Here is an 18,029-nt window from a genome sequence, read left to right as displayed (position 1 = left end):
CCCCTTTCGTCAGTTCCTCGGTGCTCTCGGGGTGCTCGGTGTTCTTGCGGCCGGTCATGGGAACGGGTGCGGGCCGGGATTGAGGTCGGCCTCGGTCAGGTCGTCGGGGCGCAGGCCCGCCTCGCGCAGCGCCGTGCGCATCCGGGGCATGTGCCGGGCGCGCTGCCGGGTCCAGCCGAAGTCGAGCGGGAGCAGGCCGGGCACCAGCACCTTCACGGTGTGCAGACCGAGAGCGCGCTGCTCGGGCGCGGTCTGGTCGACGACGACCACGTCGAAACCGGCGGACGTCACGGCGTCCACCGCGGCGAGCAGATCCTCGCGCACGTCCGGCCCCGAGCCGTCGGCGCGGGCCCAGCGCAGGTCGGCCACGCCCGACGGCTCGGGGGGCGAGGGACGGCGGAGCAGGAAATCGGCGTGGCGGCCCATCTCCGGTACCGCGTAGACCAGCGGATGGTCGTGCAGGCTGGTGATCTTCTCGTGGTCCTCGGCCATGGCGCGGTACCCGGCCTCGTCGCGCCGGAACCGCTGGAGGAGCTGCACCGAGTCGGTGGCGATCTCGCACAGGGCCGCGGCGAGCGCGGCCTCGGGGTCGAGGGCGGCTCCGGCCCCGAAGCACATCCGGGCGTGCCCGCCGTCGAACCGCTCGGCGACCGCGGTGACCACGGGGACCGGGAAGGTGATCCGGGTGTCGAAGAACCTGGCCCGGTACCCGTACATGGCCATGCGGTCCACCATGATCCGGGTGCGCGGGTCGGCGCTGGTCGCCGGGTCGATCTCGGGGAGCGGCTGCATGCCGTGCCAGGCGAGCAGGAAGGCGTCCCGTTCCAGGACCTCCATCAGGCCGCTGAGCACGGCCTCCTCCAGACTGCCCCCGGAGGCGCAGCCGTTGGAGCTCTCCTGGACGAACCGGTGCTCGATCCCGGGCTTGTGGTAGTAGGCGAGGATCTCCGGGACGGGGCGGGGGCGCGCGTCCCGCAGCGACCAGCCCCACACCCAGGGGACCGGCCGGTCCGGGGTGAAGGGCGGCACCCAGGGGTTCGCCCGGTGGAAGTCGTCCGTGTACAGGCCGGTCTCGCGTGGGTCGACGGCGGCCGGCCCGAGATCGTCCAGGGCAGCGGTCAGGGTGAGGGAGCGGCCCCGGGCGCGCATCCCGGCGTGGCGCTCCAGGCCCTCCAGCACACCGATGCGGGTGCTGGCGTGGTAGGTGTCGGCGTGACCGCCCCAGAACGTCTCCCGCAGGTAGTCGCCGGAGCGGCTGGAGAAGCAGCCCACGGTGGCGGAGGTGGTCGGCGAGGTGACGTCACACACCACCGACGGTCCGACGGCGCCCCAGTGGGGGTTGGCGAACGCGTCCACCTGGAGGCCGTACGCGTCCACCGGCCGGACCCGGCTGACGCCCGGCCGGTACTTGGGCGCGGGCCGCAGGGCGAGGGCGGCCGTCCCGGCGGTCACCGGCTCCGGTGTGCCGCAGTCGGGGCAGTCCGGCTCGGGCACCAGCGGATGGTGACGAACCGTCAGGTGCTCCAGGTCCACCAGCCACACGTCGGGGAACGGCCGCCCCTCGTCGAGGGGGGCGGCGCCGAGCCGGGCGATCAGCGCGGCGACGGCCTGCACGGCGAACGGCACCGAGTAGGGCCACGGCCCCACCTCCCGGGTGCCGCCCCGCAGTTCGAGGCCCTCCCGCAGACCGACCGAGCGCACCCCCTGCCAACGGCGCCGCAGACACGCGCCGCAGCCGGCCCTTCCTGCCACGGGCCGGGGGCCGACCAGCACATGCCGGCCGTACAGGTGCACGGGGAGCGCGGTGCGCGGTGCGCCGTCGGGGGCGGGCGAGGTGAAGGCGTCCCGCACTCCGAGGGAGGAGACCGTGACCTCGGGGACGGGACGGCCCGGCTCGAACGGCAACTCCGCCAGGGCGCTGCGGAGTTCCTCCGCGAAGAGACGGCACGCCCGGTGCCGCGGCTCCTCGGTCCCGCCGACGGTGGCTTCGGCGAGGTCAGCGGTCATCGGCGGCCGCCTCGGTGAGCAGGACCCGGACGGTGTGGATCCCGGCGGCGGGCAGGTCGGCCGCGTGCGTGGGCACGACGAGGGCGTCACGTCCGGCGGCGTCCAGCCGCTCCAGGACCTCCGTCCAGGTCACCGGGGCCGGGCCGGCGTCCGGCCCGGCCGCGCCGTCCTCGGCCGTGACCGGGATCAGGGCCGCGTCGAGGTCGGCCAGCAGCGGGTCACCGGTGTCGGGCGCGCCCAGCACCCCCTCCGCGGCGAGCTGGACGGTGCCGAGCAGGTCGCGCAGCGCGTCGGTGGCCGCGGCCGTCCGGTCCAGGGCGGAGCCGGTGGTCCAGCGGCCCGCTCCGCCCCCCTCCGCCGGCCGGCTTCTGGCCAGCACGACGGAGACCCCGGTGCGGTCCGCCTCCCCGAGGTCGAGGAGTTCGACGTCCAGCCCCAGGTGCCCGGCGGAACGCAGCAGGAAGGTCGCCTCCACGTCGTCGGCGAACACGGCCCGGGGGATCACCGCGGTCCGCCCGGCCCCGCGCACGGCTCGCCGCAGCGCGTCGTGGGCGAGCGCGGACAGCAGGCCGGCCGCCGCGGCCGCCGGCAGGCCGTCGCCCGCGCCGGCCCCGGCACGGGACGGCTCGAACCGACGGTCCTGGTTGTCCGGCCCGAAGGGCCGCACCGCGCCGGCCGGCACCAGCGTCCGTTCCTTGGTCAGCAGCGACACGGCCGGGGTCCAGGAGGCGACCGGATCACCCCCGGCGCCGGTGGCCGTGGTCAGCGCGTCCGGGCTCACCCTCGGCAGCGCGTCGGCGCCGGAGGTGTCGTCCGGGGCGGGGGAGGCGGGCACCACGTGCTCGGCGTAGACCTCGGCGGCGGCGTCGAGGGCCCGCAGACGGGCGCCCGCGGTGTGCTGGACGTCGAACGCGACGACGGTCCGGGTCCCGGCGGCGCCCAGAGGGACCTCGACGGCGCCGACCTTCAGCGGGGTCTGGGTGACCGGCTCGTCCGCGTACCGGGTGAAGACCCCGACGGACGGACGGAGCGCGAGCGAGCGGCGGTCGAGCTCGGCGAGCGGCCCCTCGGTCGCGTCGTCGTCCGGGGCGGCGGCGACGACCGGCTCGAAGGCGGGCCGTTCGGGGGCCGCGGTCAGGTCGACGGGCTCGGGAGCACTGGGCCGGGTCCGGCAGAACGGGCACCGCGGATGGGGCAGCAGCCGCTCCGCCAGGACATCGAACGAGGCCATGTCCTGGAGCAGCACCTGGCCCCGGGTCTCGGCCGGCAGCGCCTTGGTGACCAGCCGGAACACCTCGTAGCCGAGCAGGTTGCCGAGCATCGCGGCGAGCGGACCGCGCGGTCCGGGGCCGGGGGGACCCCCCAGGGCCAGACCGCTCCAGAGGCCGGCCGTGACCGCCGCGTCCCCCGTCGCGCCGAGGCGCAGCGCCGCGCAGGCCAGACAGCCGTCGGAGTCCGGGCCGCTGACCGGTCCGACCACCGCCCGCTCGCCGAAGGTCCAGGCGGGCAGCAGGAGGCGGCCGTCCGGAACGCCGTGGCCGAGCAGGGCGATCGAGGTCCGGAACGCGTCGCGGCCGCAGGCGGCGACCACCACGTCGTACCCCTCGTACGCCGTCCAGCCGCCCGCCGAACCGGTGTCGGCCCCGGCCTCGGCCTCGGGCAGCACTGTCACCTCGGCCGGACTGCCCTGCGTGGTGAACTCCGCCGCCTCGGCCCGCAGTTCGGCGAACTCGGCGGCGGTGGCGGGGCCTTCGGCCAGCGCGGCCTCCACGGCGACGGAGGCGCAGCCGTTGCGGATCAGGGAGAGCGCGCACCAGCGGGCGACCGGACCGTCGCCGAGCACGGCGACCCGGGTGCCGCGGAACGCGGCGAACCTGCTGTCGGCGTCGTCGGCGTAGTGGTCGAGGTAGGCGATCTGCGGCGCGAAGCGCGCGGCGACCGCCGTCTGCACGGGTGCGTCCGGTCCCGGTCCGCCGGGGGCCGGCACGGGCCGGGCGAACCCGCGGGCGTAGAGCGCCTTGACCAGGCCGCCCACCATCGCCTTCTGCTGGTCCTTGAAGCCCGCGCAGATCTCCGCCACGGTCCGGCTCCCGTCCAGGTGCGGGACGAGGAGGGTGGCGAACCGGTAGGCGGACGGGGAGCTGAGCTGGAAACCACCGTCGGCGTTGTGGAAGATCACGCCGGTGGGCGTCTCGGTGAACAGCACGTCGCGGCGCACCCTGGGACGGGTGTCCGAGGTCTCCTCGTACGGGGTCGTGGGCATACGGAGTCGCACCTCCGGGTCGGGCCTGACGGCCACTCGGGTCTGAAAAGTAGGGAAGATCAAGGAAAATCGAGGAAAGGCGGGAAGAGGAGGATGTTCGGGTGCCCGGTCCACCGGGCCGGGCCGCGTTCCGGGCCGCGGCCCCGGTCCGTCAGGTGGCCCCGGACGGAAGGGCGCGCCGGGCCGTGGCGACGGCGGCCTGCGGGATGCCGCCGGTCCGGGCGGCCCTGTGCAGTGCGTGGGCGCGGAACAGGGTGTTCATGCGGAGCGTTCCGGGGTGTTCCTCGTCGAGGAGTCCGGTGTCGAGGAGCCGCTCGAGCAGTTCCTCGGCGTGGGTCTCGGGGACGGAGAGGGCACGGGCCGCGGCCGGCGCGGTGATCTGTCCGTCCAGCCGTGCCAGGCACAGGTGAGCGTCGGCCACCGGGGCGGGCAGCCGGTCCAGGGCGCCGTCGAGGGTCAGGGGCACGGACATCCGGACGTCGTCGGGCAGCGCCAGCCGGGCGGGCAGGTCCCGCCGCAGCCATGCGGCGTGGTCCGCCAGGCGCAGCTTCGGCCGGGTCAGCAGCCGGGCCGCGACGATCCGCAGGGCCAGCGGGACGTGCCCGCACGTGTCGGTGAGGGCGTGTGCGGCCGTGGTCTCGGCCGCCACCCGCTCATGACCGAGGACGGCGACGAGGAGCGCGTGGGACTCCTGCGGCGGCAGGGCGCCCAGTTCCAGCACCGCCGGGCCGTGCGTGGCGACCAGGGCGGCCAGTCGCATACGGCTGGTGACGACGAAGGCGCCGCAGCCCGTCATGCCGAGCAGCCCGCGGACCTGGTCGGGGTGCACGACATCGTCGAGTATCACCAGGCACGATCCGGGAAGAGCGCCGGAGGGGAGTGCGGAGCGCAGTTCGGCGGCCGCCTCGTCGGCGGACCGCGGCGTGCCGTCGGGCCTGGTCAGCGGCAGCAGTACGCCCCCCGCGGGGTACCGGTCCGCCACCAACTGCGCGGTGTGCAGGGCCAGCGCGGTCTTGCCCATCCCCGGGCCTCCGGAGATCACCGCGATCACCGGGTCGGCGTCCGTCCGCCCGTCCCTTCGGTCCTCGCCGCTCAGGTGGCTCACCAGGTCGGCGGTCTCACGGGTGCGGCCGGTGAAGCCGGGGACATGGGGCAGCCTGGGCCCCGGCGGATGCGCCGGCCCGGAGGGCGGACGGCCGTCGCCGGGGAGGACGGGCCCGCCGGAGGGGGTGTTCTCCCCCCGGGCCGCAGGAGCGCCGGGCGCGGCGTCGGCCACCGCGGGCGCCGCGTGCGGGGTGAGGGTGAGCGGTGCGGCCTCCAGGGCCGGGCCCCGGGGTTCGTCGCCCCGCAGGATGGCCAGTTCCAGGCCCTGCAGTTCCGCGCCGGGGTCGACGCCGAGCTCCTCCCGGAGGTGCGTCCTGATCCTCCGGTACTCGGCCAGCGCCTCGATCTGCCGCCCCGCCCGGTACAGCGCCCGCATCAACTGGGCGGCGAGACCTTCGTGCTGGGGGTGGGTGCGCGTGGCCTCCCAGAGGTCCACCAGGACCTCGCGGGACTGTCCCCGGGCCAACTGGATCTCGCAGACGCGTTCCAGGACGCGCAGGCGCTCCTCGACCAGCCGGGGCACCTCGTCGCGGTGCAGCAGTTCGGAGGGGACGTTGGCGAGAAGCGGCCCTTGCCACAGGTCGAGTGCCGTGCGCAGCAAGGGGAGTTCGGACTCTCCCGCTCCGGCCGCTTCGGCCACCAGGCCACGGAAGTGCAGCAGGTCCAGGGTGTCGCCGTCGGCCGGGAGACGGTAGCCCCCGGCGACCGCGACCACCGCCTGTTCCTCTATGTCGTACTTCGCGAAGAGGCGGCGCAACCGCAGGACGCAACTCTGCAGGGCCGCCTTCGCCGTCGCCGGCTGCTCGTCGCCCCAGACGGCCTGCCGGAGACGCTGCGTCGGGACCACCTCGCCGGGGCGGACCAGCAGCGCCGCCAGCAGTGACGTCGGTTTGGCCGGCGGAAGGACGGCCACATCGCAACCGTCGGTGATGCTGAGTGGGCCGAGCAGCTGAAAACGCACGAGTATTCCCCCGTTGACCTTCGAAGATCTGCCGCACCGGCCTGCCATGGCCCGCTTCGAGAAGCGGTGTCCTGTCACCGGGTCCGCCCCTGGTCGGGAGGGAGACTGGTACAGAACCTCTGCCCGCACTCTGACGAGAGCGGGCACGAGCACATGTGAAGTCGGTGAGCAGGGCGTCCATCGGCCTTGTGGCAGTGGTGAGTGTCTACTGGCGTAGACCGACGGTCAAGAGGAAGTTCTGAAGAGATCCCCAGGTGGATTACTGCCGCTGGGGGATCGTCAAATGCCTCTAAAGACAGCCTTGTTGCTGGTAAACGGTGCTGTCGGTGTCGGCTCGGAACGGACGCTTCCGACAAAGCGAGCACGCGGTTGTAGGGGTTTACCTACCATGAGGTTTCGCGGCGACCGTCGCCGTCCTGGCCGCACAGGTGTCCGGCCGTGCGGCCAGGACGGGCACGACGAAAGCCCGGCCGGAGCCCGCCCCTTGAGGGGAGGGACACCGGCCGGGCGTCTGCCGCACCGGACGTGTGTCAGGCGGAGCAGGAGGTGGTGCTGCAGGTGGAGCTGGAGGTCGAGGTGGAGCTGGTGCTGGTGCAGCCGGCCAGCACGACCTCGCTGGCGTCCGAGTAGTCGGAGATCTCGAAGGTCTCGGCCTCGAGCTCGAGGATCTCGTCCGCGAGGGTGCTCAGGTCCTTGTTCATGGTGACTCCTGATGGGTCAGGGCGGACCGCCGTGGCCGGCTGCCTCCGCCGTGTGGGTACGGGACCATTCCAGCGGCCTCCGCTCACCGTTCGGCATGTCTCCCGCTGGCATCCCGCTGGCATCCCGCTGTCACGCGCCGCCGCCGGACGGCACGGGCGCTCCCCGCTCTTCGCGCAGGCCCTGCTCCGGGGACGCGACGCCGAGGGTCGAGGCACGGGCCACGAGGGTGGGGCGCAGGCGCCGGGAGCGGACGGGCTTGCCCTCGAGCATGTTCACCAGCGTCGTCGCCGCCAGTTCGCCCATCCGGTACATCGGTGAGCGCACGGAGGTCAGGGGCACCGGGAGAGCCGCCGCCAGTGCGACGTCGTTGTAGCCCACGACCGCGACGTCCCGGCCGACCGTCAGGTCGGCGTCCCGGACCGCCGCCATCACGCCGATCGCCGCGAAGTCGTTGACCGCGAAGACCGCGGTGGGCATCGGCCGCAGGCTCAGCAGGCGCTCGGCGGCGGCCCGGCCGCCGGGCACGTCGAAGCGGGAGTGGACGACGTGGCTCTCCGGTATCGGCAGTCCCGCCTCGGCGAAGGCGTCGAGGAAGCCCCGGGTGCGTTCGGCCCCGGTGCTGGCGTAGGGCTCTCCGGCCACCACCGCGGCCCGCCGGTGACCGAGGCCGAGCAGGTGCTCGCCGGCCAGCCGTCCGCCGCGGACGTCGTCGGTGGTCACCGACACCCTGCCCGGCAGTCGGCGGGACACCAGCACCAGAGGAATGCGCCGTTTGGCCAATTCGGCCACGAGGTCGGAGTCGGAGCGGGCGTCCCCGAGCACCAGGCCGTCGACGCGCCGGGCGAGCAGCGCGTCGACCCGGCGCCGTTGCATCTCGCAGTCGTCGCCGGTGTTGGCGACCACGGTGTGGTAGCCGGCGGTCGCCGCGGCCGCGTCGATTCCCTCGTAGACGGTGGCCAGCACGATGTCGGTCAACCGGGGCACGAGCACCCCCAGCATCCGGGAGCGACCGGTGCGCAGTGCGGCCCCGGTGGGGTCCCGCTGGTAGCCGAGTTCCTCGGCGAGCGCCCGGATCTGAGTGGCGGTTTCGCTGGCCACCCCGCCCCGCACGCTGTCGTCCTGGCTCAGCGCCCGTGACACCGTGGAGACGTGGACGCCCGCCTGCCGGGCTATCTGGGCGAGGGTGACCGGGGCACGACCGGTCCGCGGACCGGCCCCCGCCCGTGCTCCATGACGCTCCACTCCCGCTGCCCTTCTTCTCGGATCCTGCTCGAATCCCGCTCGGACGTCCTCGGATCCTGTGGGGTCCTGTCCGAAGCGGCATCCACTCGGTTCGGACGGCTGTTCGCCGTCCTGGCGTCCCTGAGCCTCGCACATTCCCGAACGCCCCGGCCAGACGAGTGTCCGACAACCATTGACCAAAGAGCAATCGTTTGCGTAGCCTCACCGCAATCGTTTGCAACACGGCGAAGAGAGGGTGCATGCGTCGAATCCAGGTCGTGGCCACCGGCGGCACCATCGCGAGCCGGGGCGGGGTGGAGGGCCGCCGGGCGACCGTGCTCGCGAAGGAACTGGTCGCGTCGGTCGGTCCGCTGCCGGCCGGCGTGGAGGTGAGCACACGGGACGTGGTCACCCGGGGAAGCTACGCCTTCGGCACCGCGGACCTTCTGACACTGGTCCGTGAGGTGCGCGGCGCGCTGCACGCCGGGGCCGACGGGGTGGTGATGACGCACGGCACCGACACCATGGAGGAGACCGCCTTCCTGCTGGACCTGGCGTTCGACGACCCGCGGCCGATCGTGCTGACCGGTGCCCAGCGCCCCTTCGACGACCGAGCCGCGGACGGTCCGGCCAACCTGGGTGACGCCCTGGCCGTGGCCGCCGACGAAGCGGCCCGGGGGCAGGGCCCGCTGCTGGTCTTCGACGGCTTCGCCTTCCCCGCCCGCGGGGTGCGCAAGAGCGACACCATGTCGGCGCACGCCTTCACCGCGCCCGGCCGTGGACCGGTGCTCCGCGTCGTGGACGGGCGCGTGGTACCGCTGTCGCAGCCGAGGCCCCGCCCGCGGTTCCCCCTCGATCTCGACCTCCCCGACCTGCCCCGGGTGGACGTGGTGCCGGTCTATCCCGGCGCGGACGGACTGTTCGTCCGGGCCGCCCTGGACGCCGGCGCCGCGGGGGTCGTGGTGGCGGCGGTCGGCGCGGGCAACGCCGGGCCGGAACTGGTCGAGGCGGTCGCCGAGGCGGTGGCCTCGGGCCACCCGGTGCTGATCTGCTCACGGGTGCACTCCGGTCCCGTCGCACCCCTCTACGCGGGCGGCGGCACCGAACTCCACCGGGCCGGCGCCGTGTTCGCCGACGACCTCAGCCCCTGGCAGGCCCGGCTGCTGCTGGCCGCCGCGAGCGCCGTACCCGGCCGTTCGCCCGAAGCACTGGTCCGTGCCTGGCTCGCCGGAGAGGACCCACCGTCCGGCTCCTGAGCCCGAGCGCCCCGCACCACCCGGCACCCGCCCCACCTCGACCTACTGACACGCCCTCACCCAACCACCCACCCCATCCCCAGAACGTCATCAAAGGAGATGTCGATGACCAAGGAAATTCTTGTCGGCTTCGGAGTGGACGTCGACGCGGTCGGCGGCTGGCTCGGCTCCTACGGAGGCGAGGACTCGCCCGACGACATCTCCCGCGGTCTGTTCGCGGGCGAGGTCGGCGTACCGCGCCTGCTGGAACTGTTCCGACGCCGCGGCCTGACCCAGACGTTCTTCTGGCCCGGCCACTCCGTCGAGACCTTCCCGGAGGAGTTCGACGCCTGTGTCGCCGCCGGCCACGAGATCGGCGTGCACGGCTACAGCCACGAGAACCCGATCGCCATGAACCGTGAGCAGGAGGCCGCGGTCCTGGACCGCTGCATCGAGCTGATCGAGAACCGCTCCGGCCGCCGTCCGACCGGCTATGTGGCGCCCTGGTGGGAGTTCAGCCCGGTCACCAACGAGCTGCTGCTCGAGCGGGGCATCAAGTACGACCACTCCCTGATGCACCGCGACTTCGAGCCGTACTACGTGCGGGTCGGCGACACCTGGACGAAGATCGACTACAGCGCGCCCGCCGAGACCTGGATGAAGCCGCTGGTGCGCGGCCAGGAGACCGACCTCATCGAGATCCCGGCCAACTGGTACCTCGACGACCTGCCTCCGATGATGTTCATCAAGGCCAGCCCGAACAGCCACGGCTTCGTCAACCCCCGTGACATCGAAGAGATGTGGCGCGACCAGTTCGACTGGGTGTACCGGGAGATGGACCAGGCGGCCTTCACCATGACCATCCACCCCGACGTGGCCGGCCGCCCCCAGGTGCTGCTGATGCTGGAGCGGCTGATCGACCACATCAACTCCCACGAAGGCGTCCGCTGGGTGACCTTCGACCAGATCGCGGACGACTTCGCCGCCCGCAACCCGCGCCAGAAGGAGGACAGCAGATGACCACCGTGCAGCAGACCGACATAGCCCACGAGAGCGAATGGCCGCGCAGCGGAGCACCCTCGGACGAGGTCCTGTTCAAGGGCCCCCCGACGCTCAGCCGGCGCACCATCACGACCACCACCGTGGTCTGTTTCCTGGCCTGGGTCTTCTCCGTCTACGACTTCGTGCTCTTCGGCACCCTGCTGCCGAAGATCTCCGAGACGTTCGGCTGGACCACCGGACAGGCCACGGCGATCGCCACCGGCGTGACCGTCGGCACCTTCGTCGTGTCCCTGCTGGTCGGGCCGATGCTGGACCGCTGGGGCCGCAAGCCGAGCCTGATCGTCACCACGGCGGGCGCCGCGCTCTCCTCCGGCCTCACGGCACTGGTCGGCGGCGCCGCCTCGCTGATCGGAGCCCGGGCCATCTCCGGCCTCGGCTACTCCGAGGAGGTCGTCAACGGCGTCTACCTCAACGAGATGTACGGCAAGAGCCGGCGCCGCGGCTTCATGTTCAGCCTGGTGCAGAGCGGCTGGCCGGTCGGCGCCCTGCTGGCCGCGGCGTTCGCCGCCGTACTGCTGCCGGTCATGAGCTGGCGCTGGATCTTCCTCCTCGCCACCTTCCCGGTCGTCGTCATCCTCGTCGCCGGGTCCAAGCTCCGTGAGTCGCCCTCCTTCGTCGCCCTCAAGCGGACGCGGGAACTGCGCAAGGAGGGACGCGACGCCGACGCGACCGAACTGGCGAAGCTGTACGACCTCGACATCAGCCGGGACAACGAGTCCGGTCTGCGCCAGCTCTTCGCCCCGGACCTGCGCCGGCACACCCTGTGCCTGTCCGGAGCGTGGCTGTTCAACTGGATGGGCATCCAGGTCTTCTCGGTGCTGGGCACCACCATCCTCACCGACGGCAAGGGCGTCTCGTTCTCCAGCGCGCTGGTCGTGCTCATCCTGGCCAACATGGCCGGCTTCCTCGGCTACCTCACTCACGGGTACCTCGGTGACCGGATCGGCCGGCGGACGACCATCATCGTCGGCTGGACCATCGGCGGCATCGTGATGACGGCGATGCTCTTCGGACCGGACAGCGCCGCGTACGTCATCCCGATGTACGCCCTGGGACTGTTCTTCCTCCTCGGCCCGTACTCCGCCATGGTCTTCTACATGGGCGAGTCGTTCCCGGCCCGGGTCCGCGGCATCGGCTCCAACACCGCCCACGTGATGGGCCCCGCGGGCGCGGTCGCCGGCTCGGCACTGCTCAGCGCGATCATCGGCTTCGGAGCGAGCGCCACCACGGCCGCGTTCGTCGCGGGCGCCCTGGGGATGTTCCTCTCCGGTGTGCTGATGCTCGGTGCCAACAAGGTCAGCCAGGACACGGACGACGAGCCCGCGCTCGCGGCCGCGGAGCACTGAGCCGACCGTTTCCCCCTCCCTCCCCGGTGCGTGGTGGCCCGCACCCGCCACGCACCGGGGACTCCACGAAAGGCAGGACATGTCCTCCACCGAGCTCACCGCACCGGCCCGCGACGACGGGCTGGCCGGCAAGGTCGCCGTCATCACCGGCGGCGCGAGCGGCATCGGCCGAGCCCTGGCCGTGGCGTACGCCCGCGCCGGGGCCCACAGCGTCGTCGGTTTCTACCCCAAGGATCCGCACAGCGCCGACGAGACCGTCCGGCTGGTCGAGGCCGCCGGCGGCCGCTGCACCGCCGTCGCCGTCGACGTCCGCGACAGCGGGCAGGTCGACGCCCTCGCCCGAGCCGCCGTCGAGACGTACGGGCGGCTGGACATCGCGGTGGCCGGGGCCGGCGTGCTGCGCCGGGCCGCCCTGGCGGACCTCGACGACGACGCCTGGAACGACATGCTCTCGGTCGACCTGACCGGTGTGCTGCGCACCTTCCGCTCCGCTGCCGCCGTGATGACCGGCCCCGGCTCCATGGTCGCGGTCTCCTCCATCGCCGGCGGGGTGTACGGCTGGGACGACCACGCCCACTACGCGGCCGCCAAGAGCGGGGTGCTGGGGCTGTGCCGGTCGCTGGCGACCGAACTCGCCCCGCGCGGCATCCGGGTCAACACCGTCATTCCCGGGCTGATCGAGACCCCGCAGTCGCTGGACGAGAAGAACTCCCTGGGACCCGCCGGGCTCGAGCGGGCCGGTCGGAGCATCCCCGCGGGCCGGGTGGGCGAGGCCGACGAGGTGGCCCGCGCGATCCGCTTCCTCACCAGCGACGACGCCGCGTACATCACCGGTCAGGAACTGATCGTGGACGGCGGTCTCACGGTCCGCTGGCCGGAGTGACCGACTGACGCGGGCCGGGCGGCGGCGGGCCGGGCGGCAGTACATCAGACAGCAGTGAACGAAAGCGGCAGCGGACAGAGCCGCGGCGAGAAAGGTGAACGGGCATGGGAGTCCTCGAACAACAGGTCGCGCTGGTGACGGGCGCGGCGAGCGGCATCGGTTCGGCGATCGCCGAGGCCTACGCGGCCGAGGGCGCGCGGCTCTTCCTGGCCGACCGCGACGCCGACCGGCTCTCCGCACTCGGCGAGCGCTTCACTGCGCAGGGCACGGAGGTGGCCACCGCGGTCGTCGACGTGACCGACGCGGAGCAGACCCGGCAGATGGTGGAGACCTGTGTGACCGCCCTGGGCGCGCCCGACGTCCTGGTCAACTCCGCGGGCATCCTCACCGAGGTTCCGCTGGTCGAGATGGACGTCGAGACCTGGGACGAGATGATAGCCGTCGACCTGCGCAGCGTCTTCCTGTGCTGCCGGTGGACGGTGCCGCACATGGTCGCCCGCGGCAGCGGACGGGTCATCAACATCGCCAGCCAGCTCGGCATCAAGGGCGGCGAGGGCCTGGTGCACTACTCGGCGGCCAAGGCCGGTGTCATCGGCCTGACGAAGGCGCTGGCCAGGGAGGTCGGCCCGAAGGGAGTGCTGGTCAACGCGATCGCACCCGGCCCGGTGTTCACCCCGCTGGTGGACGGCATCAGCGAGGACTGGAAGAAGTCCAAGCAGGCCGAACTGCCCCTCGGCCGTTTCGGGGTCCCGGCGGAGGTCGCCCCCACCGCCGTCCTGCTGGCCAGCGATCCGGGCGGCAACCTCTACGTGGGGCAGACCCTCGGCCCCAACAGCGGCGACGTCATGCCGTGAGTGTGTCGGGTGCTCTGCGTTCCGAGTTCGTGAGAGGCGGGTGAGTTCCGATGTGCGGAGCCTGTGGCAGTGGCCGTTCCGTGCCGCGCTGGGAGGACGTCCTGGCCCCGCCCACCCGGTCGGTCCTCGCCGACCGGGCGGCACGGACCGGGCAGCTCCTGGATCCCGGGTCCGGACTGCGGGTCAGGTCCTGGCTGTCCGCGGGATATCTGCTCAGCGACCGGGTCGGCCGCACCGTGCACGCGGCCGACCTGGACACGCTGTGGCGGGCGGCGGCGGTGCGCGGTGCGCGGCCGAAGGGCTGGCGGCCACTGGGCGGTGCGGACACCACCGTCTCCGTCGAGCTACCCGGCGGCTGGGACTTGACCGCGGCGGCGGTCTGGTGCGCCGCCACGGCCCGGGCGGAACCGGACGCCTCCCTGCGTGTCACCCTGCCCGACCGTGCGGGGGGCCGCGTCCTCGGGATCACCCTCGCGTCCGGTGCCGTACGGGCGACGGTGCTGCACGGCCCCGGGAGCCCTCCCGACGACAGCGGGCCGGACGGCCGGGCGCCCGGGACCGCGGTACTGATCAGCGGGACCGGCGCGGCCGACGCGGCCCGTCACCTGCGCGGCCACCACGATGTGACGCGCACCTCGGCCGACCGGGGGTGACCGAAGCGGGCATCGGGACCGGGCCGGACACCGAAGAGCGGTCAAGAGAGGCCATATGCGCCGGTTGGGGACCCCTCGCGGGGAACCACCGGGGCACCAGGCACACTCTGTGGTTGTAATCCCTCTTCACAAAGGATGACCCAGGCATGATCACTCTTACGAAGGAAGACGGCCCGGCGGACCTGGACGGAGTGACCCACCTGTCCATCGGAGCCTCCTGGGACCCCACCGCGGGCAGCAGCGGCGGGCTGCTGGGCAAGCTGCGCCACAAGACCGGCACCGACCTCGACCTGATCGCCATCGCCATGCACGGCGGGGACCCGGTGCGCCTCGCCGGCCTCGACTCGCTCGACCCCATGGGCAACGGCTCCATGGTGCACAGCGGCGACAACCAGACCGGGCACGGGGACGGGGACGACGAGACCGTGACCGTCGAGTTCGCCCGGCTCCCGTCCCACATCACGTCGATCGTGTTCATCGCCGCCGCGTACAAGAAGGGCAGCTCCTTCCAGAAGGCACGCAACATCAGCTTCAAGGTCTACGACGCCAGCGGAGGCAGCTCCCAGCAGGTCGCCGACATCTGGCCGAGCATGCTCACCCAGGACAACGGCTGCGCCGTGGCCAAGGCGATCCGGGTCGGTGGCACGTGGAAGCTCGAAGTGATCAATGAGACGGGCAAGATCAAGCAGGGCGACGAGCACGCCCTGATGCGCTTCGCCGTCAGCAAGTAGCCCGTTCCCGGAGGCGGCCTCGTCGTCACCCACGGCTCGGCGGATCACCCGGGCCGCGACGCGCGTCGGTGTCGGACGTGCTCGGCGGGGGGCGTCGAGGAGCCCCCGGGGGGCTTACCGGTGTTACCGGTGCGGGGACTTCGCGCATCCGGGTGTGGCCGGGCCGGCGGCGGGGACGATGCGGAAGGCCAGGCACACGACGGGCGTGTCGTCCTGAACCGGCGTGCCCTCGCGCTCCCAGAAACGGCGGTGCCCTGCGCGCCACTCCTCCAGGGAGGCGTCGCCCTCGCCCTCGGCGGCGGCGTGTTCCCAGCCGACCTCGCCGAAGGAGGTCAGCTCCACTCCGGTGATCTCGATGGCGGCGACGGCGTGGCCGTCGTTGTCCACCAGGGCCAGCCGCTCGCCGACGAACTCCAGCCCCTCGGTCTCCTTGACGTACTCGGCCAGCAGACCGGTCGTGGCGGTCTTCCGCCCTCCCAGGACAAGGGAGTTCAGCTCGGTCCGCAGGTCACCGGGGGTACCGAGTTCCATCGCGCGCATACCGTCGACACGTGGCCACACCGCCGCGTCACCTCACTCGATCACCCGCGTCGGCCGCGGTCCGCTCCAGGGCGATCATTATGGCCCGGAGCCCGGAGCCCGGAGCCCGGAGCCCGGGGGTGACCACCTCACGCCCGGTCCGTCAGCTCCTCCGCGTAGACCTGGGACAGCGGCTGGGGCCCGACGTACTGCTGGCAGTTGCACTCCCCGGCCTCGTAACGCAACGGTTTCTTGTTCTCGTCCCAGGCCGTCGGCACCTCGACGCGTTCGTGGCACCGCCCCTGTCTGTCGTGCTTGGCGAGGTGGTGGGTGCACCCGCACACCGGTTCCGGGGGCTTGTGCGCCGCTTCGACGGCCAGTCGTTCCTGCTTCGCCGCCTCCAGCAGTTCGAGCTTGCGCTCGTGCCGGTTGCGCAGCGCGGTGCGGACGTTGTCGGCGGCCCACGCGAAACCGCCCGTCCAGAAGAGAACGAGTACCCACCAGATCCAGTTCATCGGCCGACTTCCCCCCAGTCCGGCGTGCAGCCGCCCTGCTGCCTCGTGCCGGGTCCCCACCGGGCACGAGGCCAGAATAGGGGGTGACGTCGAACAGCGCGCCCAGCAGGACGTCTTCCGCCGCACCGACCGTGGCGATCCGCCCCGCAGCGCCGGACCGGGCGGTTCCCGGCGCCTTCCACGGGAAGCCGCGGCCCGCTCACCGAGCGGGCCGCGGCCCCGACTGTGCCCGTTGTGGCACCGAGGGTTCCGTGGTGACGGGTTCCTCCGAGGTCAGGATGGCGGTCAGCAGTCCGGGAAAGCGCTGTTCCAGTTCCGTTTCACGCAGTTCGCTGTAGCGCGAGGTGCCTTCCTCGAACTGCGAGATGACGCCGCTCTCCCGCAGGACCTTGAAGTGGTACGTCGAGGTCGACTTGGACACCGACAGCCCGAACGCGCTGCAGTTCATGGGGTGGCCGGCCCGCGCGAGGGAGCGTGCGATGCCCAGCCGCAGCGGCTCGCCGAGGGCGCGCAGCACCAGGTCCACCGGGACCTCGCGCAGATCGGGGTGGGGGAGGGCCTTTTTGGCGGGCGCACGCCTGACATGAGTGGACACATGGGGAGTCTACGCCCCGTGGTACGTTGAATCTCGTAGTACGAAAAAATTCCGACAATGGCTCGTCGGTGGTCCACGGACGACCCGTGGCTGTGCGGGTACGCGTGACCACGTGCCGCACCGGTCGGACCGAGTCGAGAACTGCCGCACACGATCCCAGGCGCAACGGAGAAACCCTTGAACGACCCCACCTCGCAGCACGGCGCGACCGACGACCTGCTGTACACACCCCTCGACCTCGGCACAGTCCGCCTGGACAACCGCACCGCCCTGGCCCCCATGACGCGGATCAGCGCCACCGAGGACGGCATGGTCACCGACCGCAACGCGCGCTACTACGCCGGGTTCGCCCGTGGCGGTTTCGCGCTGGTCATCACCGAGGGCGTCTACCCCGACACGGAGCACAGCCAGGGGTACCTGCACCAGCCGGGGCTCGCGACGCCGGCCCAGGGCGAGGCATGGCGGCCGGTGGTCGAGGCCGTGCACGCGGCGGGCAGCGCCATATTCGCCCAGCTCATGCACGCGGGCGCACAGTCCCAGGGGAACCGCTTCCACCAGGCGACGGTGGGCCCCTCCGCCGTGGCCCCGCGCGGCGAGCAGCTCTCCTTCTACCGGGGCAGCGGCCCCTACGCCACACCGAGGGCCCTGGACACCCGTGAACTCGCGGACATCCGCCGGGGCTTCGCTGACGCGGCCCGCCGCGCAGCCGCAGCGGGCTTCGACGGCGTGGAGGTGCACGGCGCGAACGGCTATCTGCTCGACCAGTTCCTCACCGACTACCTCAACCGGCGCGAGGACGGATACGGCGGCAGCGTCGAGAACCGCGTACGCCTGGCGGCCGAGGTCGTGGACGAGGTGCTCCAGGCTGTGGGCTCCGAGATCGCGGTCGGCATCCGCATCTCCCAGTCCAAGGTCAGCGACTTCCACCACCGCTGGGCCGGCGGCGCCGAGGAGGCCGAGATCATCTTCACCACCCTGGCCCGCACCGGCGCGCACTTCCTGCACACCACCGAGCACAAGGCGCTCGAGCCCGCCTTCCCCACCGGTACGGAGACCCTGGCCGAGCTCGCGAAGAAGTTCAGCGGACTGCCGGTGATCGCCAATGGCGGCCTGGGAGACCCGAAGGCCGCCCGTGCCGCACTGGGTTCCGGGGCCGCCGACGTCGTCGCGCTCGGCAAGGGCGCCCTCGCGCAGCGGGACTGGCCCCACCGGGTGCGTGACGGCCGCGAGTTCGCGACCGAGATGCGCCCCGACACCCTCGGGCCGCTCGCGGACGTCAAGGACTGGGAACTGGTGCCGTGAACAGTCCGGCCTGACCGGCGTGTGGCCTTCGCGGCCCGCCTCTCATGACGGCGCCCGGTTCAGGACCGCGGGCGCC

General features: G+C 72.7%; 16 protein-coding genes. 8 read left to right on the top strand and 8 right to left on the bottom strand.

Annotated features, from left to right (window positions below):
- Positions 1 to 54 precede the first annotated feature (54 nt).
- From PYS65_RS00645 to PYS65_RS00625, 5 genes are all read right to left on the bottom strand, one after another.
- On the bottom strand, positions 55 to 2,007 hold the full coding sequence (locus PYS65_RS00645; protein ID WP_279331689.1) for a TOMM precursor leader peptide-binding protein: 1,953 nt from the start codon (positions 2,005 to 2,007) through the stop codon (positions 55 to 57).
- Positions 1,997 to 4,270 (bottom strand): TOMM precursor leader peptide-binding protein, encoded by a 2,274-nt coding sequence (locus PYS65_RS00640; protein WP_279331688.1) that lies wholly within the window; start codon positions 4,268 to 4,270, stop codon positions 1,997 to 1,999. Before PYS65_RS00640 ends, PYS65_RS00645 begins: the two co-directional genes overlap by 11 nt.
- A gap of 151 nt (positions 4,271 to 4,421) precedes the next feature.
- Positions 4,422 to 6,335, bottom strand: a complete 1,914-nt coding sequence (locus tag PYS65_RS00635) for an AfsR/SARP family transcriptional regulator (RefSeq protein WP_279331686.1) — start codon at positions 6,333 to 6,335, stop codon at positions 4,422 to 4,424.
- A 530-nt stretch (positions 6,336 to 6,865) separates the two neighbouring features.
- Positions 6,866 to 7,036: a thiazolylpeptide-type bacteriocin gene (locus PYS65_RS00630; RefSeq protein ID WP_031128743.1), complete on the bottom strand. Its 171-nt coding sequence runs from the start codon at positions 7,034 to 7,036 to the stop codon at positions 6,866 to 6,868.
- A gap of 130 nt (positions 7,037 to 7,166) precedes the next feature.
- On the bottom strand, positions 7,167 to 8,279 hold the full coding sequence (locus PYS65_RS00625; RefSeq protein ID WP_279331685.1) for a LacI family DNA-binding transcriptional regulator: 1,113 nt from the start codon (positions 8,277 to 8,279) through the stop codon (positions 7,167 to 7,169).
- A gap of 239 nt (positions 8,280 to 8,518) precedes the next feature.
- Here PYS65_RS00625 and PYS65_RS00620 point away from each other — a divergent pair, with 239 nt between their 5' ends.
- The 7 genes from PYS65_RS00620 to PYS65_RS00590 all read left to right on the top strand — a co-directional run bounded on the left by PYS65_RS00620 (position 8,519) and on the right by PYS65_RS00590 (position 15,022).
- Complete coding sequence (locus PYS65_RS00620) at positions 8,519 to 9,514, top strand: asparaginase (protein WP_279331684.1); 996 nt, start codon at positions 8,519 to 8,521, stop codon at positions 9,512 to 9,514.
- Positions 9,515 to 9,619: 105 nt separating this feature from the next.
- The gene (locus tag PYS65_RS00615; RefSeq protein ID WP_279331683.1) at positions 9,620 to 10,513 is read left to right on the top strand and encodes a polysaccharide deacetylase family protein; all 894 of its coding nucleotides are present in this window, start codon (positions 9,620 to 9,622) and stop codon (positions 10,511 to 10,513) included.
- Positions 10,510 to 11,901, top strand: a complete 1,392-nt coding sequence (locus PYS65_RS00610) for an MFS transporter (RefSeq protein ID WP_279331682.1) — start codon at positions 10,510 to 10,512, stop codon at positions 11,899 to 11,901. The genes PYS65_RS00615 and PYS65_RS00610 overlap by 4 nt, the downstream gene beginning before the upstream one ends.
- Positions 11,902 to 11,980: 79 nt before the next feature.
- Positions 11,981 to 12,784: an SDR family NAD(P)-dependent oxidoreductase gene (locus PYS65_RS00605; RefSeq protein WP_279331681.1), complete on the top strand. Its 804-nt coding sequence runs from the start codon at positions 11,981 to 11,983 to the stop codon at positions 12,782 to 12,784.
- A gap of 104 nt (positions 12,785 to 12,888) precedes the next feature.
- On the top strand, positions 12,889 to 13,638 hold the full coding sequence (locus PYS65_RS00600; protein WP_279331680.1) for an SDR family NAD(P)-dependent oxidoreductase: 750 nt from the start codon (positions 12,889 to 12,891) through the stop codon (positions 13,636 to 13,638).
- Between the two features lie 80 nt (positions 13,639 to 13,718).
- Positions 13,719 to 14,291 (top strand): hypothetical protein, encoded by a 573-nt coding sequence (locus PYS65_RS00595; RefSeq protein ID WP_279331679.1) that lies wholly within the window; start codon positions 13,719 to 13,721, stop codon positions 14,289 to 14,291.
- Positions 14,292 to 14,437: 146 nt separating this feature from the next.
- Complete coding sequence (locus tag PYS65_RS00590) at positions 14,438 to 15,022, top strand: TerD family protein (protein ID WP_279331678.1); 585 nt, start codon at positions 14,438 to 14,440, stop codon at positions 15,020 to 15,022.
- A 123-nt stretch (positions 15,023 to 15,145) separates the two neighbouring features.
- On the opposite strand, the gene PYS65_RS00585 is transcribed toward PYS65_RS00590, so the two are convergent.
- The 3 genes from PYS65_RS00585 to PYS65_RS00575 form a co-directional block, all read right to left on the bottom strand.
- Positions 15,146 to 15,553 (bottom strand): ASCH domain-containing protein, encoded by a 408-nt coding sequence (locus tag PYS65_RS00585; RefSeq protein WP_341483646.1) that lies wholly within the window; start codon positions 15,551 to 15,553, stop codon positions 15,146 to 15,148.
- A 137-nt stretch (positions 15,554 to 15,690) separates the two neighbouring features.
- Positions 15,691 to 16,056 (bottom strand): hypothetical protein, encoded by a 366-nt coding sequence (locus PYS65_RS00580; protein ID WP_279331677.1) that lies wholly within the window; start codon positions 16,054 to 16,056, stop codon positions 15,691 to 15,693.
- Positions 16,057 to 16,255: 199 nt separating this feature from the next.
- On the bottom strand, positions 16,256 to 16,651 hold the full coding sequence (locus PYS65_RS00575) for an ArsR/SmtB family transcription factor (protein ID WP_279331676.1): 396 nt from the start codon (positions 16,649 to 16,651) through the stop codon (positions 16,256 to 16,258).
- A 177-nt stretch (positions 16,652 to 16,828) separates the two neighbouring features.
- Between PYS65_RS00575 and PYS65_RS00570 the strand changes: the two genes are divergently transcribed.
- Complete coding sequence (locus PYS65_RS00570) at positions 16,829 to 17,953, top strand: NADH:flavin oxidoreductase (protein WP_279331675.1); 1,125 nt, start codon at positions 16,829 to 16,831, stop codon at positions 17,951 to 17,953.
- Positions 17,954 to 18,029: the final 76 nt, after the last annotated feature.

It is taken from the genome of Streptomyces cathayae, from assembly GCF_029760955.1.
Taxonomy (GTDB): domain Bacteria; phylum Actinomycetota; class Actinomycetes; order Streptomycetales; family Streptomycetaceae; genus Streptomyces; species Streptomyces cathayae.
This window is presented reverse-complemented; position numbering and strand designations above follow the sequence as displayed.

Excerpts from the sequence above, each read along its gene's own strand:
- PYS65_RS00600 (WP_279331680.1), top strand. The coding sequence starts at position 12,889 with ATGGGAGTCCTCGAACAACAGGTCGCGCTGGTGACGGGCGCGGCGAGC.
- PYS65_RS00640 (WP_279331688.1), bottom strand. The coding sequence starts at position 4,270 with ATGCCCACGACCCCGTACGAGGAGACCTCGGACACCCGTCCCAGGGTG.
- PYS65_RS00590 (WP_279331678.1), top strand. The coding sequence starts at position 14,438 with ATGATCACTCTTACGAAGGAAGACGGCCCGGCGGACCTGGACGGAGTG.
- PYS65_RS00610 (WP_279331682.1), top strand. The coding sequence starts at position 10,510 with ATGACCACCGTGCAGCAGACCGACATAGCCCACGAGAGCGAATGGCCG.
- PYS65_RS00580 (WP_279331677.1), bottom strand. The coding sequence starts at position 16,056 with ATGAACTGGATCTGGTGGGTACTCGTTCTCTTCTGGACGGGCGGTTTC.
- PYS65_RS00605 (WP_279331681.1), top strand. The coding sequence starts at position 11,981 with ATGTCCTCCACCGAGCTCACCGCACCGGCCCGCGACGACGGGCTGGCC.
- PYS65_RS00645 (WP_279331689.1), bottom strand. The coding sequence starts at position 2,007 with ATGACCGCTGACCTCGCCGAAGCCACCGTCGGCGGGACCGAGGAGCCG.
- PYS65_RS00585 (WP_341483646.1), bottom strand. The coding sequence starts at position 15,553 with ATGGAACTCGGTACCCCCGGTGACCTGCGGACCGAGCTGAACTCCCTT.
- PYS65_RS00630 (WP_031128743.1), bottom strand. The coding sequence starts at position 7,036 with ATGAACAAGGACCTGAGCACCCTCGCGGACGAGATCCTCGAGCTCGAG.
- PYS65_RS00620 (WP_279331684.1), top strand. The coding sequence starts at position 8,519 with ATGCGTCGAATCCAGGTCGTGGCCACCGGCGGCACCATCGCGAGCCGG.
- PYS65_RS00615 (WP_279331683.1), top strand. The coding sequence starts at position 9,620 with ATGACCAAGGAAATTCTTGTCGGCTTCGGAGTGGACGTCGACGCGGTC.